The 24,667-nt window shown below is 71.7% G+C and carries 22 protein-coding genes; 15 read left to right on the forward strand and 7 right to left on the reverse strand.

The features are described 5' to 3' along the window. Positions 1-175: 175 nt before the first annotated feature. From ACZ7L4_RS03340 to ACZ7L4_RS03350, 3 genes are all read left to right on the forward strand, one after another. Positions 176-382 carry a hypothetical protein gene (locus ACZ7L4_RS03340; protein WP_472099275.1) on the forward strand — a complete coding sequence of 69 codons (207 nt, stop codon included), beginning with the start codon at positions 176-178 and terminating at the stop codon, positions 380-382. Between the two features lie 117 nt (positions 383-499). Continuing rightward, a complete protein-coding gene (locus tag ACZ7L4_RS03345) occupies positions 500-1,681 on the forward strand; it encodes a PP2C family protein-serine/threonine phosphatase (RefSeq protein WP_472099276.1) in 1,182 nt (393 codons plus the stop codon). Between the two features lie 110 nt (positions 1,682-1,791). Then, the gene (locus tag ACZ7L4_RS03350; RefSeq protein ID WP_472099278.1) at positions 1,792-2,562 is read left to right on the forward strand and encodes an NAD(P)H-dependent oxidoreductase; all 771 of its coding nucleotides are present in this window, start codon (positions 1,792-1,794) and stop codon (positions 2,560-2,562) included. Between the two features lie 24 nt (positions 2,563-2,586). Here ACZ7L4_RS03350 and ACZ7L4_RS03355 read toward each other — a convergent pair whose 3' ends face one another. Continuing rightward, on the reverse strand, positions 2,587-2,928 hold the full coding sequence (locus ACZ7L4_RS03355) for a VOC family protein (RefSeq protein WP_472099279.1): 342 nt from the start codon (positions 2,926-2,928) through the stop codon (positions 2,587-2,589). Between the two features lie 103 nt (positions 2,929-3,031). After that, a complete protein-coding gene (locus tag ACZ7L4_RS03360; RefSeq protein ID WP_472099280.1) occupies positions 3,032-3,808 on the reverse strand; it encodes an IclR family transcriptional regulator in 777 nt (258 codons plus the stop codon). A 128-nt stretch (positions 3,809-3,936) separates the two neighbouring features. On the opposite strand from ACZ7L4_RS03360, the gene hutH reads away from it, so the two are divergent. The 4 genes from hutH (at position 3,937) to ACZ7L4_RS03380 (ending at position 9,955) form a co-directional block, all read left to right on the forward strand. Next, positions 3,937-5,472 carry a histidine ammonia-lyase gene (hutH, locus tag ACZ7L4_RS03365; RefSeq protein WP_472099282.1) on the forward strand — a complete coding sequence of 512 codons (1,536 nt, stop codon included), beginning with the start codon at positions 3,937-3,939 and terminating at the stop codon, positions 5,470-5,472. Positions 5,473-5,708: 236 nt separating this feature from the next. Then, a complete protein-coding gene (locus tag ACZ7L4_RS03370; protein WP_472099284.1) occupies positions 5,709-8,429 on the forward strand; it encodes an aminotransferase class I/II-fold pyridoxal phosphate-dependent enzyme in 2,721 nt (906 codons plus the stop codon). 44 nt (positions 8,430-8,473) lie between these two features. Beyond that, on the forward strand, positions 8,474-9,037 hold the full coding sequence (locus ACZ7L4_RS03375) for a HutD/Ves family protein (protein ID WP_472099286.1): 564 nt from the start codon (positions 8,474-8,476) through the stop codon (positions 9,035-9,037). Between the two features lie 60 nt (positions 9,038-9,097). After that, positions 9,098-9,955, forward strand: a complete 858-nt coding sequence (locus tag ACZ7L4_RS03380; protein WP_472100375.1) for an alpha/beta fold hydrolase — start codon at positions 9,098-9,100, stop codon at positions 9,953-9,955. 80 nt (positions 9,956-10,035) lie between these two features. On the opposite strand, the gene hutG is transcribed toward ACZ7L4_RS03380, so the two are convergent. Both hutG and hutU read right to left on the reverse strand, forming a co-directional pair. Next, complete coding sequence (gene hutG / locus ACZ7L4_RS03385) at positions 10,036-11,016, reverse strand: formimidoylglutamase (RefSeq protein WP_472099287.1); 981 nt, start codon at positions 11,014-11,016, stop codon at positions 10,036-10,038. After that, the gene (gene hutU / locus ACZ7L4_RS03390) at positions 11,013-12,698 is read right to left on the reverse strand and encodes a urocanate hydratase (RefSeq protein WP_472099288.1); all 1,686 of its coding nucleotides are present in this window, start codon (positions 12,696-12,698) and stop codon (positions 11,013-11,015) included. The genes hutG and hutU overlap by 4 nt, the downstream gene beginning before the upstream one ends. Before the next feature lie 214 nt (positions 12,699-12,912). On the opposite strand from hutU, the gene hutC reads away from it, so the two are divergent. Further along, positions 12,913-13,668, forward strand: coding sequence for a histidine utilization repressor (gene hutC / locus ACZ7L4_RS03395; protein ID WP_472099290.1), 756 nt, complete (start codon positions 12,913-12,915; stop codon positions 13,666-13,668). A gap of 13 nt (positions 13,669-13,681) precedes the next feature. Here the strand turns inward: hutC and ACZ7L4_RS03400 are convergent, their stop codons facing one another. Continuing rightward, the gene (locus ACZ7L4_RS03400; protein WP_472099291.1) at positions 13,682-14,530 is read right to left on the reverse strand and encodes an IclR family transcriptional regulator; all 849 of its coding nucleotides are present in this window, start codon (positions 14,528-14,530) and stop codon (positions 13,682-13,684) included. Between the two features lie 123 nt (positions 14,531-14,653). Here ACZ7L4_RS03400 and ACZ7L4_RS03405 point away from each other — a divergent pair, with 123 nt between their 5' ends. From ACZ7L4_RS03405 to ACZ7L4_RS03430, 6 genes are all read left to right on the forward strand, one after another. Further along, positions 14,654-16,081: an amino acid permease gene (locus ACZ7L4_RS03405; protein WP_472099293.1), complete on the forward strand. Its 1,428-nt coding sequence runs from the start codon at positions 14,654-14,656 to the stop codon at positions 16,079-16,081. A 195-nt stretch (positions 16,082-16,276) separates the two neighbouring features. Beyond that, positions 16,277-17,227 carry an SDR family NAD(P)-dependent oxidoreductase gene (locus tag ACZ7L4_RS03410; protein WP_472099295.1) on the forward strand — a complete coding sequence of 317 codons (951 nt, stop codon included), beginning with the start codon at positions 16,277-16,279 and terminating at the stop codon, positions 17,225-17,227. Between the two features lie 196 nt (positions 17,228-17,423). Beyond that, positions 17,424-18,530 (forward strand): phosphotransferase, encoded by a 1,107-nt coding sequence (locus ACZ7L4_RS03415; protein ID WP_472099296.1) that lies wholly within the window; start codon positions 17,424-17,426, stop codon positions 18,528-18,530. Positions 18,531-18,582: 52 nt separating this feature from the next. Beyond that, a complete protein-coding gene (locus ACZ7L4_RS03420; RefSeq protein ID WP_472099297.1) occupies positions 18,583-19,941 on the forward strand; it encodes an aspartate aminotransferase family protein in 1,359 nt (452 codons plus the stop codon). A gap of 77 nt (positions 19,942-20,018) precedes the next feature. After that, entirely contained in the window at positions 20,019-20,516 is a 498-nt protein-coding gene (locus tag ACZ7L4_RS03425) for a MarR family winged helix-turn-helix transcriptional regulator (protein ID WP_472099299.1), read from the forward strand. Further along, positions 20,513-21,757: a multidrug effflux MFS transporter gene (locus ACZ7L4_RS03430; RefSeq protein ID WP_472099301.1), complete on the forward strand. Its 1,245-nt coding sequence runs from the start codon at positions 20,513-20,515 to the stop codon at positions 21,755-21,757. The genes ACZ7L4_RS03425 and ACZ7L4_RS03430 overlap by 4 nt, the downstream gene beginning before the upstream one ends. Positions 21,758-21,768: 11 nt before the next feature. Here ACZ7L4_RS03430 and ACZ7L4_RS03435 read toward each other — a convergent pair whose 3' ends face one another. Beyond that, positions 21,769-22,449 (reverse strand): HAD family hydrolase, encoded by a 681-nt coding sequence (locus tag ACZ7L4_RS03435; protein ID WP_472099303.1) that lies wholly within the window; start codon positions 22,447-22,449, stop codon positions 21,769-21,771. Positions 22,450-22,526: 77 nt separating this feature from the next. Between ACZ7L4_RS03435 and ACZ7L4_RS03440 the strand changes: the two genes are divergently transcribed. After that, a complete protein-coding gene (locus tag ACZ7L4_RS03440; RefSeq protein ID WP_472099304.1) occupies positions 22,527-22,871 on the forward strand; it encodes a VOC family protein in 345 nt (114 codons plus the stop codon). Positions 22,872-22,916: 45 nt separating this feature from the next. On the opposite strand, the gene ACZ7L4_RS03445 is transcribed toward ACZ7L4_RS03440, so the two are convergent. Then, positions 22,917-24,329, reverse strand: a complete 1,413-nt coding sequence (locus ACZ7L4_RS03445) for an FG-GAP-like repeat-containing protein (protein WP_472100376.1) — start codon at positions 24,327-24,329, stop codon at positions 22,917-22,919. Positions 24,330-24,667: the final 338 nt, after the last annotated feature.

Genomic DNA, 24,667 nt, shown 5'->3' on the forward strand with positions numbered 1-24,667 from the left:
CCACTTGAGAGTGAGGAGGGCCTGGCCGAATGGAGCGTTGAACGCTTTCAATCCATCCCAGTCGACGGAACGGATGACGCGGGTGTCCGCGCCGCGACTGTGACCATTCCGTGAGGGCGCAATAACGGTTCGGCCAGGCGCGCGCCCTCATGCGGCGCAGTGTCGTTTCCCCGGTATGAGCGACACCGTGCGCGCCGAGGAACAGGCCGAGCTGACCGATCCGTACTGGCTCGATTCACCCGTGCTCTGGCACGGGGCGGCGGGCTGCGAGTGCGACGACACCAGGCCCCCGCAGGACCGGTTGGCGGCGCTGCGCCTCGTGCTCGTCGGGCTGGCCAGCGGCCTGATCGTCGTGGCGCTCGCGGTGGCCCTGATGGAGTAGGTGGCGCGCCGTCACTCGTGTCGCGGCAGTCGGCGGCGGCCCGGAGGCGGTCCTTGGCGCGCGGGGAGAGACTGCCTGGAAGCCGTCCGTACCGACCGCACAGGGAGTGATGGCGTTTTGACGGTACCCGAGACCGCGGACAGTGCCCTCGGGGAGTTCCTGGCCGACCCGGGCAATGCGGCGGTGGACCTGACCACGGCGGTGGCGCGCTGCGCCAAGGCGCTCGGGCTGCAGAGCGCCGTGGTCTACCAGGCCGATCTGCAGCAGCGCCGGCTCGCCCCCTTGAACGATGTGGTCCCGACGCTCCCCATCGACGACTCGCTCGCCGGCTGGGCGTATCGCACGCAGTCCTTGCGGGTCGAGGAGTCCGAGCTCGGCGGGATGACCGCCTGGCTGCCGATGGTGGACGGGGTCGAGCGGCTGGGGGTGCTCGCCGTGCACGCGCCCGCGCTCGATCCGCTCTCCCTGCGACGCGGCAGAACGCTGGCCCACCTGTGCGCCATGATGGTCACCTCGAAGCGGGCCTTCAAGGACACCTACGTCCGCCGTGCCCGCACCGAACCGATGCAGCTGCCCGCCGAGATGCTGCGCGCCTACCTGCCGCCCCGCACGATCGGCACCACCCACGCGGTCTCGACGGCGGTCATGGAGCCGGCCTACGAGATCGGCGGGGACGCCTTCGATCACGCCCTGACCGATACGACGCTCCACGCGGAGATCCTGGACTCGATGGGGCACAACCTGGCCTCGGGGCTGACCACCGTGGTCTCGCTCGCCGCCTGCCGGAACGCCCGCCGCACCGGGGCCGACCTCTCCGAACTGGTGGACGCCGTCGACGAGGCACTGGCCGAATGGCTGCCCGACCAGTTCTGCACCGCGATCCTGTGCCAGCTGAACCTTGCCACCGGCGGACTGCGCTGGATCAATTGCGGGCACCCGCCGCCGTTGCTGATCCGGGACCAGCGCCTGCTGGCCGGGGCGATGGAGCGGGACGCCGACCCGCCCCTGGGGCTGCCGGCGACCTTCTCCTCGGCCCCTCGGCGGGTGCACGAAATGAAGCTCGAACCGGGGGACCGGGTCCTGATGTACACCGACGGTGTCACCGAGGCCCGCACCCAGCACGGCGACGAACTGGGGCTCGACCGGTTCGTCGACTACATCGTCCGTGCCACCGCCACCGGTGAACTGCCACCGGAGACACTGCGCCGGCTCATCCACTCCATCGTCGACGCCCAGGACAACCGGCTGCGCGACGACGCGACGATCGTGATGTTCGAGTGGCGTCCGGCGGGCCGTTGAGGCGAGAGGGCTCGGGTCAGCCCAGCCCGGTGAAGCGGTGGCCAGATTCCTGCGGCCCATGGCCATCTGGCCACTGACGCCGTGCGAAGGTGAGGGCGCACGCTCAAGGTATGAACATTCTCTGGGTCTTCGCCCACCCCGAACAGCGTTCCCTCAACGGTTCCCTGATGGCCGACGCACTCGGTGACCTCGACGGGCTCGGGCACGCGTACCAGGTGTCCGATCTGTACGCGATGAAGTGGAAGGCGGTCCTGGACGCCGACGACTTCGGCTGCGGGGCGCCCGGCCGTGAGCGGCTGTTCGTTGGCGCCGAGCAGGAACGGGCCTATGCGGCGGGGGAGTTGAGCGCCGACATTCGGGGCGAGATCGAGAAGCTGGTCTGGGCCGATGTGGTCGTCCTGCACTTCCCGCTGTGGTGGTTCGGGCCCCCGGCGATCCTCAAGGGCTGGTTCGACCGGGTGCTGGTGCAGGGGCTCGGGTTCGGGGTGAAGGCGCCGGACGGGCACACCCGGCGGTACGGCGACGGCGGTCTGGCGGACAAGCGGGCCCTGGTCGTGACGTCGGTGGGGGCCCGGCCGTCCGGGTTCGGGCCGCGCGGGATCCACGGGCAGGTGGACCAGGTGCTGTTCCCGCTGCTGCACGGCACGTTCTGGTACACGGGGATGGCGCCGCTCGCGCCGTTCGTGACATACGGCGCGGACCGGCACGACGCGGCGGACTACGCCCGTACCTCCGCCGCGCTGCGGGAGCGGCTGCGTACGCTTCCCGACGAGGAACCGTTGGCGTACCGGCCCGAGGTGGGCGGTGAGTACGACGAGGAACTCGTCCTGCGTCCCGATCTCGCGGCGGGCGGCGAAGGGCTGGGGGTTCACCGGCGGTGAGGGGCCTCGTGAATGCCGGGGGTGTCAGGCCTGTTTGCCGCCGAAGCTGATCTCGTTGCCGTCCGCGTCCCGGTAGATCACCTTCGTCACGCCGCCGTCGAACGTCTCGCGCTTCGTGGGCTCGAGGCCGCGTTCCGCGATCGCGGCGATGCGGGTGTCGAGGTCGTCGACGAAGGACAGGGTCAGCGCGTTCCCGGCGCGTTCCGGGTCTTCGATGATGTAGACGTAGCGGTGCTCGGCCACCTCCCACACCGCCTCGATCTCGTTCGGCAGGAACGACGGCTTCGCGCCGAAGAACCGCTCGTACCAGGGGAGCGCCGCGGCGTAGTCGGTGACGGGGATGCCGGCGAAGAGGTCCAGGGGCATGACGTTCTCCGTGGGGAGTCGAGGTGCTGGCAGTGGTTGTCCGCTGTCTGTACTGACCGCTGCCGTGTCGGAAAGTCATCGGGACGGGGGCGTGCGCTCCGCCCTACGCCGACGGCGCCCGCGTCGCCCCGCCCACCCGCCGCGTCAGCTCCCGCGCCGTCTGCGCCACATGGCCCGCTATCCGCCGCTGCTCCGCCTCGTCCACGGTCTCGTCGGGGAACGTCACCGCGATCCCGGCGATCGGGTGGGCGTGGTGGTCGAGGACCGGTGCGGCCACCGAGGACAGGCCCGGGGTGACCTCGCCCTCCTCCGTCGCGTAACCGCGGCGGCGGGCCTGGGTGAGCAGCGTGCGCAGCGCGGTCAGCGTCGCCGGGCCCGCCCCGTGCCGCTGCACGAACGCCGAGCGGTCGGGGAAGAGCGCCCGCACCTGGGCCGGCGGCAGGAGGGCCAGGATCGCGCGTCCGCTCGCCGTCAGATGGGCCGGCAGGCGCACGCCCACCTCACTGACCAGCGGCGGACGGCCCGGTGCCCGCTCCTCGATGACGTAGATGACCTCGCGGCCGTGCAGCACGGCGAGGTTGGCGTTGTGGCCCGTGCGGTCGACGAGCGCGGCGAGCGGCGCCCGGGCCAGGCGCTGGAACGGGGCCTGGCGCTCGTAGCCCGAGGCGAGTTCGAAGGCGCTGACCCCGAGCCCGTAGCGCCGCTCCTCCGGCAGATGGACCACGAAGCCGTCCGCCGCCAGGGTGTCGAGCAGGTGGTACGTCGTCGAGCGCGGCAGCCCCACGTCACGGCTGATGGCGGCCGCGGGCACGGGCGCGGCCTGGCGGGCGAGATAGCGCAGGACGGCCAGGACCTGGGCGGCGGCCGGGACGATGCTCATGGGGCGAGCGTAGACCAGAGACGTCGCAAACCATCTGTCTGGGAACCCAGACTCAGCGTCTTGGATCCCAGACACAAGACGTGTCGCACGACTCGCGAACCCCACTCCGTCTGCGGCTTCATAGGGGCATGAACGTTGTTGTTGGTGTCGGTGCCCTCGCAGCCGACGAAGTTGTTTCCGTTGCCCGTCACGGCGCCCGGGTGACCCTCGCCCCCGAGGCCCTCCAGGAGATCGCCCGCAGTCGCGAGGTCATCAAGGCCCTCGCCGACGACGTCAAGCCCCACTACGGCGTCTCCACGGGCTTCGGCGCCCTGGCCACCCGTCACATCCCCACCGAGCTGCGCGCCCAGCTCCAGCGCAGCCTCGTGCGCTCCCACGCGGCGGGTTCGGGCCCCGAGGTCGAGCGCGAGGTCGTGCGCGCCCTCATGCTGCTGCGTCTGTCCACCCTCGCCACCGGCCGCACCGGCGTGCGCACCGAGACCGCCGAGGCGTACGCCGCGCTCCTGAACGCCGACATCACCCCGGTCGTCCACGAGTACGGCTCGCTCGGCTGCTCCGGCGACCTGGCCCCCCTCGCGCACTGCGCGCTCGCCGTCATGGGCGAGGGCGTCGTGCGCACCGCCGACGGTGAGAAGAAGCCCGCCGGTGAGGCCCTCGCCGCCGCCGGCATCACCCCGGTCGTCCTGGAGGAGAAGGAGGGCCTCGCCCTCATCAACGGCACCGACGGCATGCTCGGCATGCTCGTCCTCGCCGCCCACGACCTGCGCCGCCTGCTCAGCACCGCCGACATCGCCGCCGCCATGAGCGTCGAGGGCCAGCTCGGCACCGACGCCGTGTTCGCCGCCGACCTGCAGGCCATGCGCCCGCACCCCGGGCAGGGCGACTCCGCCGGCAACCTGCGCTCCCTGCTCGCCGACTCGGCGATCATCGCCAGCCACGCGGGCCCGGACTGCACCTACGTGCAGGACGCCTACTCGCTGCGCTGCACCCCGCAGGTCCACGGCACCGCCCGCGACACCCTCGGCCACGCCGAACTCGTCGCCTCCCGCGAGCTGGCCAGCGCCGTCGACAACCCGGTCGTCACCCTCGACGGCCGCGTCGAGTCCAACGGCAACTTCCACGGCGCCCCCGTCGCCGCCGTGCTGGACTTCCTCGCGATCACCGTCGCGGACGTCGCCTCGATCTCCGAGCGCCGCACCGACCGCTTCCTCGACCCGGCCCGCAACCGCGGTCTGAACGCCTTCCTGGCCGACGACCCGGGCGTCGACTCCGGCCACATGATCGCCCAGTACACGCAGGCCGCGATCGTCTCCGAGCTCAAGCGGCTCGCCACCCCGGCCTCCGTGGACTCGATCCCCTCCAGCGCCATGCAGGAGGACCACGTCTCCATGGGCTGGTCGGCCGCCCGCAAGCTGCGCCGCGCCATCGACGGCCTGAACCGCGTCCTCGCCGTCGAGCTCTACACCGCGGCCCGCGCCCTGGACCTGCGCGCCCCGCTGACCCCCGCCCCGGCCACCGCGGCCGTGCGCGAGGGCCTGCGCAAGACCGTCGAGGGCCCCGGCACCGACCGCTGGCTCGCCCCCGAGATCGAGGAGGCCGTCCAGTACGTCGCCTCCGGCCGTGCCCTGGCCGCCGCCGAGTCGGTCACCGGCGACCTGGTCTGACCCGGACGCACCCCGTCCCTCACACCTCCCGGCTCCGGCGTGACCCGGGAGGTGTGCCGGGCCCCGGCCGGCTCTTCCCCTCGCACGTCCCTCAACGTGCCGAAGGGAAGGGCCGGTCAGGACCCGGCGCAACGGGCGAGGCCCCGGCCCGCTGCCACCCACGCCACGCCCCACCCTCTTCGTGCCCTCCCCGTCCGCGGCGCGGCCGGGCAGCCCTCAGAAGGAGCTCTTTCCCGGTGAATGACCTGCCGACGGCCACGGTGCACAACAGCGTCGGGCAACTGCGCGCCGACGCCTGGAGCTCCCTGACGGACCTCACCCACCGCCTGGCCACGCAGGGCGCGGACGACCACTCGCACACCGTCGCGGGCATCGAGGAACTCATCGACCTCCTGACGCCCATCGAGCACTGCTGGGCCTTCCCGGGGACCCCCGCCCTCACGGAACTGGCGGCCCTGCTCGCCGAGGGCGACCACCGTCATCTCGCCCAGCGCGCCGACGAGTTGAACCGCGCCCTCGCGGGCCACCCGCACCGCGGCACCGCCCCGCACACCGCCGCCACCCCCAGCGGCGCACCCGAGGACCCGGCGGACGCCGCGCACACCCTGCCCGCGCCCACCACCCCGTACTTCGAAGTCCTCGTCGTCGGCGACCTCGACGCCGCCGAGGAGCACGCGCTCCGCGCCGAACTGCGCCGACTGCGCCGCCCCGACGACGAGTTCGCCTACGAGATCGTCGTCGCGCCCAGCTTCGAGGACGCGGTCATCACCTCGCTGGTCAACTCCAGCCTCCAGGCCGTCGTCATCCGCGACCGCTTCACCGACCGCTCCCGGCACGACCTCAGCGTCGTGCGCCGCTTCTTCGACGAGTCCGGCGACGCGGCCTCCGCGAGCCCCGGCGACAGCGAGGAACAGGTCAGCACGCTCGGCGACCGGCTCCTCGCCCTGCGCCCCGAACTCGACCTCTACCTCGTCTCGGAACGGGCCGTCGAGTCCACCGCGGGCCGCCTGAGCCGCCGCTTCCGGCGCGTCTTCCACGCCCGCGACGGCCTCCTCGAACTCCACCTGTCGATCCTGCACGGCATCACCGAACGCCACCGCGCCCCGTTCTTCACCGCGCTGCGCGCCCACAGCCGCAAGCCCACCGGCGTCTTCCACGCGCTGCCCGTCTCCCGCGGCGCCTCGGTGCTCAACTCGCCCTGGATACCGGAGATCGCCGACTTCTACGGCCTGAACATCTTCCTCGCCGAGACCTCCGCCACCTCCGGCGGCCTCGATTCGCTGCTCGCCCCCACGGGGCCGCTGCGCGAGGCCCAGGACCTGGCCGCCGAGGCCTTCGGCGCCCGCCAGACCTACTTCGTCACCAACGGCACCTCGACCGCCAACAAGATCGTCGTGCAGGCGATGGTGCGGCCCGGCGACATCGTGCTCGTCGACCGCAACTGCCACAAGTCCCACCACTACGGGCTCGTCCTGGCCGGCGCGCACGTCGTGTACCTCGACGCGTATCCGCTCGACGAGTACGGCATGTACGGCGCCGTCCCCGTCGAGGAGATCAAGCGCAAGCTGCTGATGCTCAAGCGCGAGGGCGTCCTGCACCGCGTCAAGCTGCTGATGCTCACCAACTGCACCTTCGACGGCATCGTCTACAACCCGTCGCGCGTGATGGAGGAGTGCCTGGCGCTCAAGCCGGACCTGGCGTTCCTGTGGGACGAAGCCTGGTTCGCCTTCGCCCGCTTCCACCCGGTGTACCGGCGGCGCACCGCGATGGCCTCCGCCCGTACGCTGACCGACCGCTACCGCGACCCCGCGTACGCGGACACGTACGCCGCCCACCGCGCGAGCCTCGGCGAGTTCCCGGACGACGAGACCCTCGCCACCACCCGGCTGATGCCCGACCCCGAGCAGGTCCGCGTCCGCGTCTACGCCACCCAGTCCACGCACAAGACGCTCACCTCGATGCGCCAGGGCTCCATGGTCCACGTCTTCGACCAGGACTTCCGGCACAAGGTCGCCGAGGTGTTCCACGAGGCGTACATGACGCACACCTCGACCTCGCCCAACTACCAGATCCTCGCCTCCATGGACCTGGGCCGGCGCCAGGCCGTCCTGGAGGGGTACGCCCTCGTCCAGAAGCAGCTCGAACAGGCCGGTGTGCTCCGCGACGCCGTCGACCAGCACCCGCTGCTCAGCCGCTACCTGCACATCCTCACCACCCCCGAACTCGTCCCGCCCCGCTTCCGCTCCTCCGGGATCGACCAGCCGCTGCCCGCCGGGCTCGCCCGGATGGAACGGGCCTGGGAGGAGGACGAGTTCGTGCTCGACCCCACCCGGGCCACCATGCACATCGGCCGCACCGGGATCGACGGGGACACCTTCAAGCACGACCTCCTCATGGACCGGCACGGCGTCCAGGTCAACAAGACGACCCGCAACACGCTCCTGTTCATGACGAACATCGGCACCACCCGCAGCTCCGTCGCCTACCTCATCGAGGTGCTCGTGCGGATCGCCGAGGACCTGGAGGAGAGCGTCGGCGAGATGGGTCCGCACGACCGCTCCGCGCACCGCGACGCCGTCAGCGCCCTCGACGCCGGTTCCGCCGCGCTGCCCGACTTCAGCGAGTTCCACCCGGTGTTCCGGCCGAGCCCGCACACCCCCGAGGGAGACATGCGCGCCGCGTTCTTCCTCGCCTACGACGACACCGAGTGCGAGCACCTCACGGTGGACGCCATCACCGACGCGATGGCACAGGGACGTACGGTCGTCTCCGCCACGTTCGTCACGCCGTACCCGCCGGGCTTCCCGGTCCTCGTCCCCGGACAGGTCGTCAGCAAGGACGTCCTGACGTACATGGCGGCCCTCGACACCCGCGAGATCCACGGCTACGACCCGGAGGCCGGCTACCGCGTCTTCACTGAAGCCGCCCTCGCATCACGGCACACGACCGAGCGTTAGTCTCGGCCCGGCCGTCCGTACGAAGACAAGGACAACTGACCGTCATGGCACCCCAGATCCTGCGCGCCGACGCACGCACCCCCGCCCCCTGGAAGAACGGCGGAGGCATCACGACGGAGGTGCTCGCGCACCCCGAGGGTTCCACCACCGAGGACTTCGCGTGGCGGATCAGCCTCGCCGACGTGGCGACCGCGGGCCCGTTCTCCGCGTTCGAGGGCGTCGACCGGATCATCACGGTCGTCGAGGGGCCAGGCATGGCCCTCACCGTCGACGGCACGGAACACACCATCGACACCCGCTACGCCCCCTTCCCCTTCTCCGGCGACGCCACGACCGACTGCCGTCTCCTCGGCGGCCCCCTGGTCGACTTCAACGTCATGACCCGCCGCACCGAGGCGAAGGCCGACGTCCGCATCGAGCGCGGCCCGACCGTGCTCGAACCGGCCCCGGGCACCCGCGTCCTGGCCCTCGTCCTGGACGGCACGGCGACGCTGGACACCGTCCGCCTGAACCGCCTGGACGCGGTGCTGCTCCAGGACGACGAGACCCCCGTCGACGTGGCTGTCGACGGGGTCCTGGCGGTCGTGACCCTGACCGAGGTCCGCTGAGGTCTTCTCGACCTTTGGCGGCGGGTCGGCGCGGTCGGTAGGTTCTCCGCGGTGACCTTGATGACGACGCGGGGCCTCGCAACGACGACCGACGGGGCCCGGTTGAGCTGGACCCTGCTGGGGGACGGGACCCGGCAGCCGCCCGTGGTGATGCTCCACGGCGGCCCGGGTCTTCCGGACTACCTCGGCGAGGTAGCCGCCATGGTCGGGGACATCACGCCCGTGTACCGCTACGACCAGCGGGGCACGGGCCGTTCGCCGTGGCAGGGGAGCCACTCGCTCGCCCGGCATGTCGACGATCTCGCCGAACTGCTCGACGTATGGGACGCGCCCCGGGCCGTGCTGATCGGGCACTCCTACGGCACTGACCTGGCGAGCCGGTTCTGCCTGGCGCACCGCGACCGCGTGGCCGCGATGCTGCTCATGTGCGGCCCCTTCGTGGGGGATTGGCGCACCGGATACCGGGCGGAACGAGGGCGCCGGATGTCCGCGGCACAGCTGGAGCGGCGCCACGCGCTGCAAGAGATACCGGACCGGACCGAGAAGCAGGAAGTCGAACTGCTCACGTTGTCCTGGTTCACCGACCACGCGGACCCCGAATGCGGGTGGCACCGGGCCGCGCAGGAAGCCTGTCGGCGCCGCCCCGTGAACTGGGCCATGAACGCCGAACTCGGCGAGGACGGGCGCGCGGACCCGCTCGACGCGCGCCTGGCCGAACTGCGCGCGTGTCTGCCGGCGCGGGCCGAACTCCTCGGCGGCGTCCGGGATCCGCGTCCCGTCGAGGCCCTCGAATCCCTCGCGCGGCTCGGTCTGCCGCTGACGCGGATCGAGGACGCCGGGCACGAACCCTGGCTGGAACAGCCCGACGCCGTGCGGACGCACCTGCGCCGGTTCGTGCGCGACGCGGTGGGCGGATAGCGCGGGAACCGCGCGGCCGCCAGGCCGCGGCCTTCGTGTGCCGGGCGGCCTGGCGGCCTGTTCGTGGGGGAGTGGTGGTGTCAGGACCAGCCGGTTGCGATGCGGTGCACCAGGCGGGCGGCCGTGCGGGCCGTACGTGCGTCCACGTCGAACTCCGGGTTCAGCTCCGCGACATCGCACACCACGAGCTTGCCGCTGGCCGCGACCCGCGCGCAGACCCGCTCGACGACCTCAAGTGGCACCCCGTACGCGGCCGGGGCGCTGACGCCCGGGGCGACCGCCGCCGGCAGCACGTCGAGGTCGATCGTCAGGTGGACGAGGTCGCAGCTGTCGAGGAAGGCGTCGGTGAACGCCTCCACCCGCGCGAGGTCGAGGACACCGCACTCGGTGTCCGGCAGGTACCGCACCGCGAGCGACTCCGCGGTGCGGAACAGAGCCTCCGTGTTCGCGGCCTGACTGATGCCGAGCACCCAGTAGTTGAGGTCTCGGCCGTGCCGGGCCTCGTTCCGCGCCATTTGAAGGAACGGCGTGCCCGAGCTGGGCCGCGCGTCGTCGCGCAGGTCGAAGTGTGCGTCGAGGTTGAGCACCCCGAGCCGGCCACCGGCGCGTACCGCCCGCGTCCGCTCCAGGCCGCTGTACGTGCCGTACGCGACCTCGTGGCCGCCGCCGAGGACCACCACCGGGTGCCCCGCGTCGACGAGGTGGGCGACCGTGGCGCCGAGCCGCTCCTGCCCCGCCTCCAGCGCGTGCTCGTCGACCACGACGTCACCCGCGTCGAGCGCCCGCAGCGGCTTCGGCAGCGCCATCGGGGCGAGGGCCCGCCGCAGGGCGTCCGGGCCCTGGGAGGCGCCCGGGCGCCCCTTGTTGCGGCGTACACCCTCGTCGCTGGCGAAGCCGACGAACGCCACGTCACCCGGCTCCGCCGCACCGGCATCGAGCCCGACCGCGTGATGCCAGCGCAGGTGTTCCGCGCCAGGACCGTCGTCCCGGCCCGACCAAGGCCGGGCCGGAACGTCGGCGACCGGGAGAGCGCCCTCCCGGAACTTGTGGGACGTACTCACGCGGAGTCGCCCTCGCCCTCCGTCATCGGAACGCGCACACCGCGCTCCTTGGCCACCGAGGCGGCGTGCTCGTACCCGGCGTCGACGTGCCGGATGACACCCATGCCGGGGTCGTTCGTGAGCACGCGCTCCAGCTTGCGGGCGGCGAGCTCGGTGCCGTCGGCGATGCACACCTGACCGGCGTGGATGGAGCGACCCATGCCGACACCGCCGCCGTGGTGGAGGGAGACCCAGGAGGCACCGGACGAGGTGTTCACCAGGGCGTTGAGCAGCGGCCAGTCGGCGATGGCGTCCGAGCCGTCGAGCATCGACTCGGTCTCGCGGTAAGGAGAGGCGACCGAACCGGAGTCGAGGTGGTCGCGGCCGATGGCGACGGGAGCGGACAGCTCGCCGCTGGCGACCATCTCGTTGAACTTGAGGCCCGCCAGGTGGCGTTCGCCGTAGCCGAGCCAGCAGATGCGCGCCGGAAGCCCCTCGAACGCGACGCGCTCACCGGCCATGTCCAGCCAGCGGTGGAGGTGCTTGTTCTCCGGGAACAGCTCCTTGATCGCCTTGTCGGTGGCGGCGATGTCCTTCGGGTCGCCGGACAGGGCGGCCCAACGGAACGGGCCGAGGCCCTCCTCGAACAGCGGCCGGATGTGCGCCGGGACGAAGCCGGGGAACGCGAACGCCCGGTCGTAGCCGGCCTTGCGGGCCTCGTCGCGGATCGAGTTGCCGTAGTCGAAGACCTCGGCGCCCTTGTCGAGGAAGCCGACCATGGCCTCGACGTGCAGCCGCATGGCCTGACGGGCCTTCTCGGTGAAGCCGGCCGGGTCCGCCTCGCGCTCCTTGTGCCAGTCGGCGACGGAGATGCCGACCGGGAGGTACGCGAGCGGGTCGTGCGCGGAGGTCTGGTCGGTGACGATGTCGATCGGCGCGTCCCGCTCGAGCAGCTCGGGGAAGATCTCGGCCGCGTTGCCGACGACGCCGATGGACAGGCCGCGGCGCTCGTCGCGGGCCTGCACGGCCAGTTCGAGCGCGTGGTCGAGGTTGTCGGCCTTCACGTCGAGGTAGCGGGTGCCGATGCGGCGGTCGATGCGGGTCTCGTCGACGTCGACACAGATCGCGACACCGTCGTTCATCGTGACGGCCAGGGGCTGGGCGCCGCCCATGCCGCCCATGCCGGCGGTGAGCGTGATGGTCCCGGCGAGCGTGCCGTCGAACTTCTTGCGGGCGACCGCGCCGAACGTCTCGTACGTGCCCTGGAGGATGCCCTGCGAGCCGATGTAGATCCAGGAGCCGGCCGTCATCTGGCCGTACATCATGAGGCCTTCGGCCTCCAGCTTGCGGAAGTCCTCCCAATTCGCCCAGTCGCCCACGAGGTTGGAGTTGGCGAGCAGTACGCGCGGCGCCCACTCGTTCGTCCGCATCACACCGACCGGCTTGCCGGACTGCACGAGGAGCGTCTCGTCGGCCTCAAGAGTCTTGAGCGTGCGCACGATCGCGTCGTACGCGGCGTGGTTGCGGGCGGCCTTCCCGGTGCCGCCGTAGACGACGAGGTCCTCGGGGTGCTCGGCGACCTCGGGGTCGAGGTTGTTCATGAGCATCCGCAGGGCGCCCTCCTGCTGCCACCCCAGGGTGTTGAGCTCGGTGCCGCGCGGGGCCCGGACGACGCCCGGCGTTTCGGGGGAAGGGCTGGTCATGTGTGCTCCTCAGGGGGATCGAGCCGTTGTGCACCGTCATGACACGCGAGTGCGGGGGCCGGGACCAGCGGGGCCGCCGGTATTTCTCGGATCCGAGACGCTTCCCCGCGGGCGGGACCATCGGCCCGTCCGCCGCGGCAGCCGTCCCCATAGGATTCGAGGTACGCAGCAGTAGCCGGTAGCGGGGGAGCGGATGGCGAGGACAGTGGGCGACGTGACGGTGGAGCCGGCCGAGCTGGCCCGGTGGTACGCGGAGGGCGCGAGCAGCGCCGTGCCCGCGTACCAGCGCGTCAAGGAGCTCGTCGAGCGGCAGATCAGGGACGGCCACTGGCGGGAGGACGACGCCCTGCCCTCCGAGAGCCAGTTCGTCGACGCGCTCGGCCTGTCCCGGATGACGGTCAACCGCGCGCTGCGCGAACTCGCCTCCGACGGGGTCATCCGGCGCGTCATGGGCGTCGGCAGCTTCGTCGCCGAGCGCAAGGCCAGCTCCGCGCTCCTGGAGGTCCACAACATCGCCGACGAGGTGCACCGGCGCGGCCACCGCTACTCGGCCCGCGTGCTGTCCCTGGGCGAGGAGGAGGCCGACGAGCGCACGGGCGCCCACCTCGGCCTCGGCAAGGGCCGGCCGGTCTTCCGCTCCCAGGTCGTGCACTACGAGGACGGGGTGCCGCTCCAGCTGGAGGACCGGTACGTCAACCCGGCCTTCGCGCCCGGCTACCTGGAGCAGGACTTCACGCTGCAGACGCCGTTCGCGTTCCTGTCGAAGGTGGCTCCGCTCGGCCGCGGTGAGCACATCGTCGAGGCGGTCCTGGCCTCGCCGGAGGAGTGCGCGATCCTCGACGTGGGACCGACGGAGCCGTGCCTGCTGATCCAGCGCCGCACCTGGTCGCGGGACGCCCTCGTGAGCATCGCGCGGCTGCTGCACCCGGGCACCCGCTACCGGCTCGAGGGCGCGTTCGCCACGCACTGAGCACCGGCCCGGCTCAGGACGACGCCTGACCCCCACCCGGAGTCGGGACGTGTCCGGAGAACGCCGTGGTCAGCCGCGCCGCGCCCTGGGCGAGTGCCTCGCGGACGTCCTCGGTGTCGTGCCGGCCGTGGTGGCGGCGCCAGGTGGTGCTGATCGCGGCCACCGGGCGTGCGTTGTGGTCGAAGGCGGCCGCGCCCATCGAGCAGAAGCCCGGCGACACCAGCTCCACCTCCTGCGACCAGCCGCGCTCCCGCTCCCTGCCGAGCTCGGCGGTCAGCTCCGTGAGCGAACGCGGACCGCGCCCGGTGCGGGTGGTCAGATCGCCGGGCCGGGAGAACAGCGCGCGCAGCTGCGCCTCGGAGGTGTGCGCGAGGATGGCGCGCCCGTTGGCCGTCAGATGCGCGGGCAGCCGCACACCCACATCCGTCACGAGTGCGATGTCGATGTCACCGGCACGGACCGGAGGACGCTCCTTGAGCAGATAGACCGTCTCCGCGCCGTGCAGGATCCCGAGGTGCACGGTCTGGCCGAGCCGGCTCGCGACGGTGCGCAGGATGGGCCGCGCGAGCCGCTCCAGGGGCTCGTGGCGCAGATAGGCGGAGCCCACCTCGAAGGACGAGACACCCAGTCCGTAGGCCTGCTCGGAGGGCACGTAGGTGACGAAGCCGCGGTCCACCAGGACCGTGAGCACGTGGTAGGCCGACGAGCGTGGAATGCCCAGGTCACGGGCTAGAGTGGCGGCTTGCACCAGGCCAGGTCGGCCGGCGAGGTACAGCAACATGTCCAGGGCGCGTCCCACGGCCGGGGACGCGCTCGACGCGGTTCCGGGGGACCGCTCGGGGCCGTTCGCCCGCTCACTCATCGGACCACCTCTTGACGCACCTGTATAGACAGGAATATACAGGCTGCCGTTCGTCATTGGGAGCCCGGACATCAGGTCCCCCGGAACGTCCGTTGGCCCCACCCCGAAGAGGGAGACACTCGTTTGCGTACCGAAAAGGCCGGCCTGAGCCGAGGGCTCAACTCACGGCACATCCGCTTCATCGCGCTCGGCTCAGCCATCGGCACGGGGCTGTTCTACGGCTCCTCCGAGTCCATACAGGCGGGCGGTCCGGCCGTCCTGCTCGCCTATCTGATCGGCGGCGCCGCCGTCTTCCTCGTCCTGCGGTCCCTGGGCGAGATGGCCGTGGCATCGCCGACCGCCGGCTCCTTCGGCGAGTACGCGAACCGGTACCTGGGCCCGCTGGCCGGCTTCGTCACCGGCTGGACGTACGCCTTCGAGATGGTCATCGTGGCCGTCGCCGACGTCACCGCCATCGGCGTCTACATGGGCTTCTGGTTCCCCGACGTGCCCCGCTGGATCTGGGTGCTCGCCGCCGTCGTCATCGTCGGCGCGCTCAACCTCGTCAGCGTGAAGGTCTTCGGTGAGCTGGAGTTCTGGCTCTCCCTCGTGAAGATCGTCGCCATCGTCGCGATGATCCTCGTCGGCATCGCGGTCATCGCCTTCGGCCTCGGCAGCGGCCACGTCCACGTCGGCCTGGACAACCTGTGGAGCCACGGCGGCTTCTTCGCGGGCGGCATCGACGGCTTCGTGGTCTCCTTCGCCATCGTCATGTTCGCCTTCGGCGGCACCGAGATCATCGGCGTCACGGCGGGCGAGGCGCAGTCCCCGGAGAAGACGATCCCGGGCGCGGTCAACACCATCCCGATGCGGATCATCCTGTTCTACGTCCTGACCCTCGCCGTGATCATGTCGATCACGCCGTGGCAGCAGATCGACGACTCGGGCAGCCCGTTCGTGCAGATCTTCGCCGGGGTCGGCCTCAAGTCCGCGGCCGCCGTCCTCAACGTCGTCGTCCTGACCGCCGCCCTGTCGGCCATCAACAGCGACATCTTCGCCGCCGGACGCACCATGTACGGCCTCGCCGAGCGCGGCCACGGCCCCGCCGCCATGCGGCGCACGACCCGCAACGGCGTGCCGTGGGTGACCACCCTCGTCATGATCGGCGCGCTGCTCTTCGGTGTCGTGATGAACGCCGTCGTGCCCGGCGAGATCTTCCTGATCATCTCCTCGATCGCCACGTTCGCGACGGTCTTCGTCTGGGTGATGATCATGCTGACCCATGTGAAGGCCCGCCGCTCGATGTCGGCCGAGGAGACCGCGGCCCTGAAGTTCCCGGCCCCGTTCTGGCCCTACGGCCAGATCATCACGCTCGTCTTCATGGCCGCCGTCCTGGTCCTGCTCGGCTTCCACGAGGACACCCGCGTGGCGCTCGAGGTCGGCGCGGTCTGGCTGGCGCTGCTCACGGTGGTCTACGTCCTCGCGGCACGCCGCAAGACCGGTGCGGGCCCGCAGTCCGCACCGGCCGAGGCGGACGTCACCTCGGAGGAGCGGGCCGAGGTCGCCGGCTGACCCGACGAGAACCCCCTGCGGCCCGGACCGCGACGTCGACCGTGCAAACGGCGTCGCGGTCCGGGCCGCAGTGTGTGCGGACCGCGGTGTGTCGGAGACCTGTCGGCGACATGTCGGCGGGGCTTGTGAGGGTGGGCGTACGGGTGCTCCGCAGGCCATGAGCACACCGCCCCCGAGCGCAAGGAGTCCGACACCGTGTCTTCCGCAACCCGGCACCGGCCGTGGGACGTTCACCGGCTGCCGTCCGCCGAGGGCAGCACCTTCCTGGTCACCGGGGGCAACGCCGGCATCGGCTACTTCACCGCGGAGCAACTCGCCGCCACCGGCGCGCACGTCGTCCTCGGCTGCCGGGACGGCGCCAAGGCCGACGCCGCGGCGGCGTCGATCCGCTCGCGCGTCCCCGAGGCGCGGGTGAGCCACCTCCGGCTCGACCTCGCCGATCTGACGTCTCTGAAGGCGTCCGTGGCCGATCTCGGTCTCGACCGTCTCGACGCGGTGGTCCACAACGCGGGGGTCGCGCTCGACGACCCGCCCCGCAGACAGACCGGCGACGGCCACGAGCTGATGTTCGCCACCAACCACCTCGGCCACTTCGCCCTGACCCGGTGGCTTGCACCCCTGCTGTCGGCGGCGCCCGCGGGCCGCGTCGTGACGGTGGGAAGCTTCGCGGCACGCTCCGAACGCCTGGACCTCGACGATCTCCAGTCGACCCGGGACTACCGGCCCAAGCAGACCTACGGCCGCTCGAAGCTCGCCCAGATGTCCTTCGGCTTCGAACTCGACCGCCGACTCCGTGCCCTCGACAGCACCGTCCTCAGCGTGGTCGCCCACCCCGGCGGCGCGCTCGACTCCCTCACCCCGTCCCGCCCGCCGGTCCGCGTGACCACGCCCGGCGAGCGGCTGCGCGCCCTGCCCGCCGCGCTCCTGGTCCAGGGCAAGGAGGCCGGGGCATGGCCCGTCGTACGCGCCGTGCTTGATGAGCAGGTACGGGGAGGTGACCTGTGGGGGCCCCGGATCTTCGGGCTGCGGGGCACGCCGCGACGGGAGCCGGTTCCCGCGCACATGGCGGACGCGGGCGTGGCCGCACGACTGTGGGCCACGAGCGGGGAGTTGACCGGTACGGATCCGGACCTCGGCTTCCGGTAGGCGGTCGGCAGGTTTTGGCGAGGGCATCGCGGCGTATTCCTTCGGGGAGGCACAGGAGTACGAGCGGCACGAGGCGTGAGGGAGGGACGGGGAGCCGGAGCGGCACGAGGAGCGCACGAACGTCGAGTGCGTCATTACGTCGAGTACGTCATTACGGAGATCACCGGTGACCTGCGCGCCGGGGGAGGACGGTGCCATGACGGACGCGGTTGCCCGGCAGATCGAGGGCGTGGACCCCGGGGTGACGCTCGACCGGCTCGGCCTGGGGAGCGGGCGCCTTGCCGCGGCCCACGCGGTGATGAGCGAGTCCGAGGCGGTCGCCCTGGCCCGTGCGCGATGGGCCCTCGACGTCGTCGCCGCGACCCGCCTTGCGACGGAGAAGGACGACACGTTCCGCCTCGACGCCTCGGGCGGCGAGCGCTTCGTCGTGAAGGTCTCCCACCCCGACGAGGACGACGACGAAGTCGACTTCGAGACCGAGCTGATGCGGCACGTGCACGAGTCCGGATACCGGGTGCCGGTCCCCGAACTGCTGCCCTCACGCGGCGGCCGACTGCTCGAACCGCTACGGGACGGGTCCGGCCGGCACCGCCTGGCCCGGTTGATGACCCTCGCGGCGGGCACACCGCTCGACATGACGGGGACCTCCGCGCCGGAACGGGAACGCATCGGGGAGATGCTGGCGCAACTGCGTTACGCCACGGCAGACTTCCACCACCCGGCGGACGGCCGGGTGTGCGCCTGGGACGTCACCCACCTCCCGGCCCTGCGCCCCTTGATCGACGAAGTCCCGGACGCCGCGCAACGCCGGGCCCTGGCCGAGGGCCTGTCCCGCTTCACGGACGTGGTCGTGCCCCAACTGCCTTCCCTGCGTAGCCAGGTGCTGCACAACGACTTCAGCACGTCCAACCTCCTCGTCGACCACGGCGCCCCCGAATTCGTCACCGGTGTCATCGACTTCGGCGACGCCGTGCACACCGCGATCGCGGTCGATGTCGCCACCGCATTGCTCAACCAACTGCCCCGGGATGCCGCGCGGCGCCCCGTCCCTGACCTGTTCGCCGAGGCCCGCGACGTACTGCGCGGATACCTTCGCCGCACCGACCTCACCGAGACGGAACTGGTGCTGCTCCCGCACCTCGTGATGGGCCGGGTGGTCGCCCGGGCGCTCATCACCATGCACCGCGCGTCGCTGATCCCGGGGAACACCACGTACATCCTGCGCAACACCCGCCCGGGATGGGGCCAGTTGGCGTGGTTCCTCGACCGCACGCCCGACGAGATCTCCGCGACGTTCCTCTGAACACGGCCGACGCCCGGGCCGCCCACCGCACACACCACCACGAAGGACGAGCATGAGCACCCCTGAGACCACCACCAAGGCCCGCGGAAAGATGAACAACGCGTTCGACCCGAGCGCGGCGGAGGGCCTCTCACCGGCCTCCCGCCAACTTGTCGCGCGCCGCGAGAAGTTGCTGGGCCCCGCCTACCGCCTCTTCTACCAGCAGCCACTGCACATCGTGCGCGGCAAGGGCTGTCGCCTCTGGGACGACGAGGGAAACGAGTACCTCGACGCCTACAACAACGTCGTCTCGGTAGGCCACGCCCACCCGCACGTCGTCGAGGCCGTGCACCAGCAGATGCAGACACTGTGCACGCACACCCGCTACCTCCAGGAAGGCGTCCTGGACTACGCCGAGGACCTGCTGTCGACCCTCAGCGGTCCGGTCGCGGACGGCCACGCGATGTTCACCTGCACGGGCTCGGAGGCCAACGACCTCGCGCTGCGCATCGCCAAGTACCGCACCGGCAACCAGGGCGTCATCATCACCTCGGAGGCGTACCACGGAAACTCCGACCAGGTGGCGGGGATCTCGCCGGCCATGGGCGAGAACGCGCTGCTGGGCACCTGGGTGCGCCGGGTGCCGACCCCGGACTCGTACCGCGTCCCCCCGGAGGGCATGGCGGAGTGGTTCGCCGACCATGTTCGCGAGCAGATACGGGAGTTGGAGCGCCACGGCGTGGGCGTGGCCGCCTTCGTCGTCGACTCCCTCTTCAGCTCCGACGGCCTGTACGCCCAGCCGACGGACCTGCTCGGCCCGGCCGTCAAGGCGGTGCAGGACGCGGGCGGACTGTTCATCGCGGACGAGGTGCAGTGCGGCTTCGCCCGCTCGGGCGAGCGGATGTGGGGCCACCAGCGCCACGACGTGCACCCCGACATCGTCACGATGGGCAAGCCGATGGGGAACGGGTACCCCGTCGCCGGCCTCGCCGTCACCCACGACGCCGTCGCCGAATTCGGCCACGACATGCGGTACTTCAACACCTTCGGCGGCAACACGGTCGCCATCGCGGCGGCCCAGGCGACCCTCGACGTCATCCGCGACGAGAACCTCCTCGACAACTCCCGCCGGGTGGGCGAACTCCTCCGGACGGGCCTCACCGACCTGGGCGCCCGCCACCCGGCCATCGGCGACGTCCGCGGGGCCGGCCTGTACGTGGGCGTGGAACTGGTCACGGACCGCGACACCAGGACCCCGGACCAGGCGCTGGCGACCGCGGTGGTCAACGGCCTCCGCGAACGCAAGGTCCTGATCTCGGCGACCGGCGCGGAGGGCAACGTCCTGAAGATCCGCCCGCCGCTGGTCTTCGACGAGAACGACGCGGACCGGCTGGTGAGCGTCCTGGACGAGGTTCTCGGTGGCGGTCGGTAAATAGAACGCTTGGGCTTGGTATTTCTCTCGCTGTCCTAGGGCTTCTCTCGTGAAGAAGGAAGCCCTAGCTTGGTGTTATGGACGCGGACGAAGAGGACTTGGTCACCGCTGAGCAACTGCGCTGGGGCGTCTCGCGCCTGGCCTCCCGGCTGCGGGCGGAGCATCCGGGACATGCCGAGCCCCTGACCCGGCTGTCGGCCTCGGTGCTGTCGAACCTCAAGCACCGCGGCCCGCTGGCGATCAGCGAGTTGGCGGCGATCGAGGGGGTCCAGGCACAGTCGCTGACACGCGTGGTGCAGGAGCTTGAGCGACAGGGGCGGGTGGCGCGCAGTCGGAGCACCGTGGACAGGCGGCGTCAGGACATCGTGGTCACCGAGGACGGTGTGGAGGCACTGCGGGAGCATGTCCGGGACGGGAACGCCTGGTTGGCGTCCGCCCTGGCACGCACACTGACGCCGGCCGAACGCGGACTCCTGCGCCTGGCGGGCGATCTGATGCAGCAGGTCGCCCTGGTCGACCTGGAGTTGGAGGGCGGCCAGGAACCTGCCGACGGGGCACGGGAACGGTCGAGGTGATCGCCGGCCGGGAAGGAACGCGGCGGGGGAAGGCCCGGGCACGGAGCCGCGGCGGCTCTCGGGCGCTGCTGTTGGCGGTGCTGGCCGGGCTCGGGGCGGCGAGCCCCTTGGCCACGGACATGTACGTGCCCGGCCTGCCGGACATGGCGCGGTCGCTGGACACGAGCAGCGCGGGGACGCAGGTGACGCTCACGGCGTTCCTGCTCGGTGTCATCGTCGGGCAGCTCGTCCTGGGACCGCTGAGCGACATCGTGGGGCGCAGGCCCGTCCTGCTGTTGGGTACGGCGGCGTTCGCCCTGTTCGGACTGGGGTGCGCGCTCGCGCCGACGATCGAGGCGATGACGGCGCTGCGCTTCGGGCAGGGTGTCTCGGGGGCCGCGGGCCTGGTGGTCGGGCGAGCGGTGGTCGTCGATCTGTTCCACGGGAGTGAACTGGCCCGCGTGTACGGGACGTTGTCGGGGATCGGCGCGCTGGGGCCGGTGCTGGCCCCGGTGTTGGGCGGGGCGCTGCTGGCGGTGGCGCCGTGGCGGTTCGTGTTCGTGGCGCTCGGGATCGTCGGGGTTGTCCTGGTGGTGGGTCTCGCGCGCGGCGTGCCCGAGTCGCTGCCGCCGCAACGGCGCATCGGGGGAGGGGCCGGAGGCGCCCTGCGCGCGACGACCCGCCTCCTGGCGCGGCCCGCCGTACTGGCGCCGGTACTGACCATGGGCTGCATGGGCGCGGCGGTCTTCGCCTACGTGGCCGGGGCCACGTTCGTACTGCACGACCTGCTGCGCCTTTCGCCCGCGGCGAGCAGCCTCGTGTACGGGGTGAACGCGCTCGGGAACCTGGGGGCCTCGCTCCTGTACGGGCGCCTGGCCCATCGGTTCGGCCCGGAGTCGCTGATGCTGGCGGGAGCCGCGGTCGGCCTCGCGGGGCAGGTCGCACTCCTGATGTTCACCGGCGCGGGCGGTGCGGGCCTGTGGCCGGTCTGGCTGTGCCTGTTCGTGTCGGTGGCGTCGTTCGGGTTCCTGTTCCCCGCCCTGACCACGGTGGGCCAGAGCCGAGGAAGGGAGGCTCCCGGCGCGATGTCCGCGCTCCTGGGCGCGGCCCAGTTCACCTTCGGTGCGGCGGCGTCACCACTGGTCGGCCTGTTCGGTACGCGGAGTGCCGCTCCGATGGCACTGGTGATGGGTGGGTTCCTGGCGCTGGCGACGGTCGGGGCGGTTGTGTGCCGCCGGCAGAGCGGTGCGGTGGTCTCGTAGGGCGTGAAGCATCAGAAGAAGCGCAGGAGTTCGGCCAGGGAGCCGATGGACGGCACGCCGGAAACGGCGGCGTCGCGGCACAACGCGCATCCCGCGTAACCGAGTTGGACGGCCGCGGCGACCAGTCCCGGATCGTCGTCCACGAAGAGGCACTGTGACGGGGCGAGGCCCAGCGCGGTGCTGGCGTGGTGGTACATGCGCGGGTCCGGCTTGTTGCAGCCGAGGACCGCGGAGATCGCGTACGCCTCGAAGAACCGGGCGATGCCCAGCCCGGCGTGGAGCTCGGGCAGGTTGGGCCAGGCGTCCGACACCACGGCCATCCGGACCCCTCGGCGGCCCAGCTCTTCGAGGGTCTCCTCGACGTCCGGGTACGTCTCCAAAAAGACCGACGGGGCCACATCGCGGCGCAAGGCGGCCAGGAGACGTGAGGTCGGTTCCACGCCGAGGTGGCGGAGCATCAGGCGGTGGTAGTCGTCGTAGGCGGGCGTCGATGAATCGGTCGCGAAGAATTCGTCGCCCGCCTCGATGGCCGCGGTGAACTGTTCCGCGGTGATCGACGGGGCGTGGTCGAGGACGGTCCGCTCGAAGTCCGCTCGGGGGTTCCAACGGCCCCCGATCGGCCGCATGAGCACGCCGCCCGAGTCGAAGAGGACGGCCTGGAGGGTGTCGGGGGAGTTCGGTGCTGTCGTCACCCGGTCAGCATGGCTGACGATGAGTCCCGGACCCGGAATCGGTCTACCCTCCGAACCGACCTGGAGGAGTGGTGCACGTGGACCTGTACAGCGTGATGTGCGTGAGCGACCGGGCCAAGGCGGTGGAGTGGTACGCGGTGTTCTTCGGGCGCCCGGCCGACGAGGTCATCGGTGAGGAGCACCTGTGGCAGGTCGGTGCGGACGCGTGGGTCGTCGTCGACGATCGCGACGTCCGCGCCGAGCGTGTGGGTGGCGCCATGGTCACGCTCGGCGTGACCGGCCTGGACGAGACCCTGGCCCGGCTGGCGGCACACGGTGTCGACCATGAGCCGGTCGAGACCTACGGCAACGGCGTGCGCCACGTCGTCGTGCTGGACCCCGACGGCAACAGCCTCTCGCTCGCCGAGGCACCCACGGCGTGAAACCGGTCCCGGGGCGCGCGGTGGCACGCCCCGAGGCCGTCCGCGTCAGTGGCTCGTCGTCGCGCCCAGGGCGGAGCCGAAGCGGGCCTTGACCGCCGGGTGGTCCAGGTCCTCCGGGGTGAAGAGGATCGAGCCCTTGCCGGTCGGGCCGTCCGCCGAGCCGGGGATGACGCTGACCGCGCCGGTGCCGAGGTACTTGCCGGGGGCGCCCACGGTGAGGTCGGCCGTGCCGTCCGCGTCGTAGTCGCCAGCGGCCACCGCCGAGCCGAACAGGTCGTTGCCCTCGCTGGAGCCGGTCACGCCGGGCGTGGCCAGGGTGACGGTGCGCGCGCCCTGCGCGTCGAGGCCGGAGTCGGCGCCCGGGACGACCGTCACCGCGCCCGCGTTGTTGAAGCCGTCCGGGTCGGTGGCGGTGGTGTCGGAGGTGACCAGGTCGGCGTGGCCGTCGCCGTCGAGGTCCGCGAGGACGCCGGCGCGGCCGGGCTGTGCCTCGCCCTCGTACGCGACACCCTTGCCCATCCCCGAGGCGGTGCCCGGGAACATGCGCATCAGGAAGTCGTCGGGGCCGTCCGAGAACGTGGTGTCCACGACGATGTCGTCCTTGCCGTCGCCCGTGACATCACCGGCGACGATGCTGTAGCCCGCGAACGGCAGCCCCGTCTTGCCGAGCGTCGTACCGGTGAGGCCCTTGGCCGATCCCGCCAGGACCCCGAGGGTGCCCTCGTCTGCCGCGTCGTCGGCGTAGGCGACGGTGGCGAGGTCCTTGTAGCCGTCGCCGTTGACGTCGGCCGCCGCGATCCGGCCCGTTCCGGCGCCGCCGCCGGGCGGGGTGAGGGCCTTCATGGCCGGCTTCGGGGTGTCGCGCAGCTTGGCGGCCCCCTTCACCACCTGCACCTTCGTCCCGGCTGCGACCGCGATGTCGGCGCGGCCGTCGTGGTCGAAGTCGCCGACGGCCAGCTTGTCGCCGAAGGCCTGCCGGGCCGTGGGCGTCGGGGCGTGGAAGGCGATGGCGTCCGCGCTCAGCCCGCCCTTCGCACCGAAGACGACGGTGACCGAACCGGCCCCCTTCACGGAGCCGATCGCCTCTCCGCCCGCCCCGATGACCAGGTCCGCGTACCCGTCGCCGTCCACGTCACCGACGGCCGTCGACGAACCGAACCGGTCGCCCGCCTCCGGGGTGCCCGGGACGCCCGCGGTGCGCTGGGTGATGCCCTTGTGCCGGGTGGTGCGCACACCCTGCGAGGTGCCGTAAGCCACCGAGACGTAGCCCGCCTTCGCGAACCCGGCGATCGTCCCCTCCGGCGCGCCCACCGCCAGATCGCCGAAACCGTCGCCGTCGAAGTCACCCGCGGGTGAGGCCGCCGCCCGGGGCGCGGCCTGCGCGGGTGCCGCCAGGAGCACTCCGCCCGTCACCGCCAGCGCCGTCGCGCACGCCGCGAGCAACCGTTGCCGTCTCATGCCGTTCACACACACTCCCGTTTGTCCTGTCGCCGTGGTGGCGGTGCGCGGCGATTCCCCGCGGAACGCGGCGCAGCGTCATCACAGCAGACCGCCGAGGAGGGCGACTGGTTGTACACGCCGCGGTGGAAGTGGTGTGAACGGCGGGGGTCTTCCCGGTGCCGCCGACCGCAGGTGGAAAAGGGGCCCGCAGGCCCCTCCGGCTGTGAGCCCACCCATATGAGCCACGGCACATGCTAAGGACGGTAGTAATTCCGGCCGGCGTGGAACCCCGCCGCCCGGCCCCGGTCCGAAGTGCCCGATCTGCCGGTTCTGCGTACCCGGGTAGTACGTCACAC

Source organism: Streptomyces sp. NPDC107575 (genome assembly GCF_055657265.1).

Excerpts from the sequence above, each read along its gene's own strand:
- ACZ7L4_RS03340 (WP_472099275.1), top strand. The coding sequence starts at position 176 with ATGAGCGACACCGTGCGCGCCGAGGAACAGGCCGAGCTGACCGATCCG.
- ACZ7L4_RS03350 (WP_472099278.1), top strand. The coding sequence starts at position 1,792 with ATGAACATTCTCTGGGTCTTCGCCCACCCCGAACAGCGTTCCCTCAAC.
- ACZ7L4_RS03355 (WP_472099279.1), bottom strand. The coding sequence starts at position 2,928 with ATGCCCCTGGACCTCTTCGCCGGCATCCCCGTCACCGACTACGCCGCG.
- ACZ7L4_RS03360 (WP_472099280.1), bottom strand. The coding sequence starts at position 3,808 with ATGAGCATCGTCCCGGCCGCCGCCCAGGTCCTGGCCGTCCTGCGCTAT.
- hutH (WP_472099282.1), top strand. The coding sequence starts at position 3,937 with ATGAACGTTGTTGTTGGTGTCGGTGCCCTCGCAGCCGACGAAGTTGTT.
- ACZ7L4_RS03375 (WP_472099286.1), top strand. The coding sequence starts at position 8,474 with ATGGCACCCCAGATCCTGCGCGCCGACGCACGCACCCCCGCCCCCTGG.
- ACZ7L4_RS03380 (WP_472100375.1), top strand. The coding sequence starts at position 9,098 with ATGACGACGCGGGGCCTCGCAACGACGACCGACGGGGCCCGGTTGAGC.
- hutU (WP_472099288.1), bottom strand. The coding sequence starts at position 12,698 with ATGACCAGCCCTTCCCCCGAAACGCCGGGCGTCGTCCGGGCCCCGCGC.
- ACZ7L4_RS03400 (WP_472099291.1), bottom strand. The coding sequence starts at position 14,530 with ATGAGTGAGCGGGCGAACGGCCCCGAGCGGTCCCCCGGAACCGCGTCG.
- ACZ7L4_RS03415 (WP_472099296.1), top strand. The coding sequence starts at position 17,424 with ATGACGGACGCGGTTGCCCGGCAGATCGAGGGCGTGGACCCCGGGGTG.
- ACZ7L4_RS03420 (WP_472099297.1), top strand. The coding sequence starts at position 18,583 with ATGAGCACCCCTGAGACCACCACCAAGGCCCGCGGAAAGATGAACAAC.
- ACZ7L4_RS03425 (WP_472099299.1), top strand. The coding sequence starts at position 20,019 with ATGGACGCGGACGAAGAGGACTTGGTCACCGCTGAGCAACTGCGCTGG.
- ACZ7L4_RS03445 (WP_472100376.1), bottom strand. The coding sequence starts at position 24,329 with ATGAGACGGCAACGGTTGCTCGCGGCGTGCGCGACGGCGCTGGCGGTG.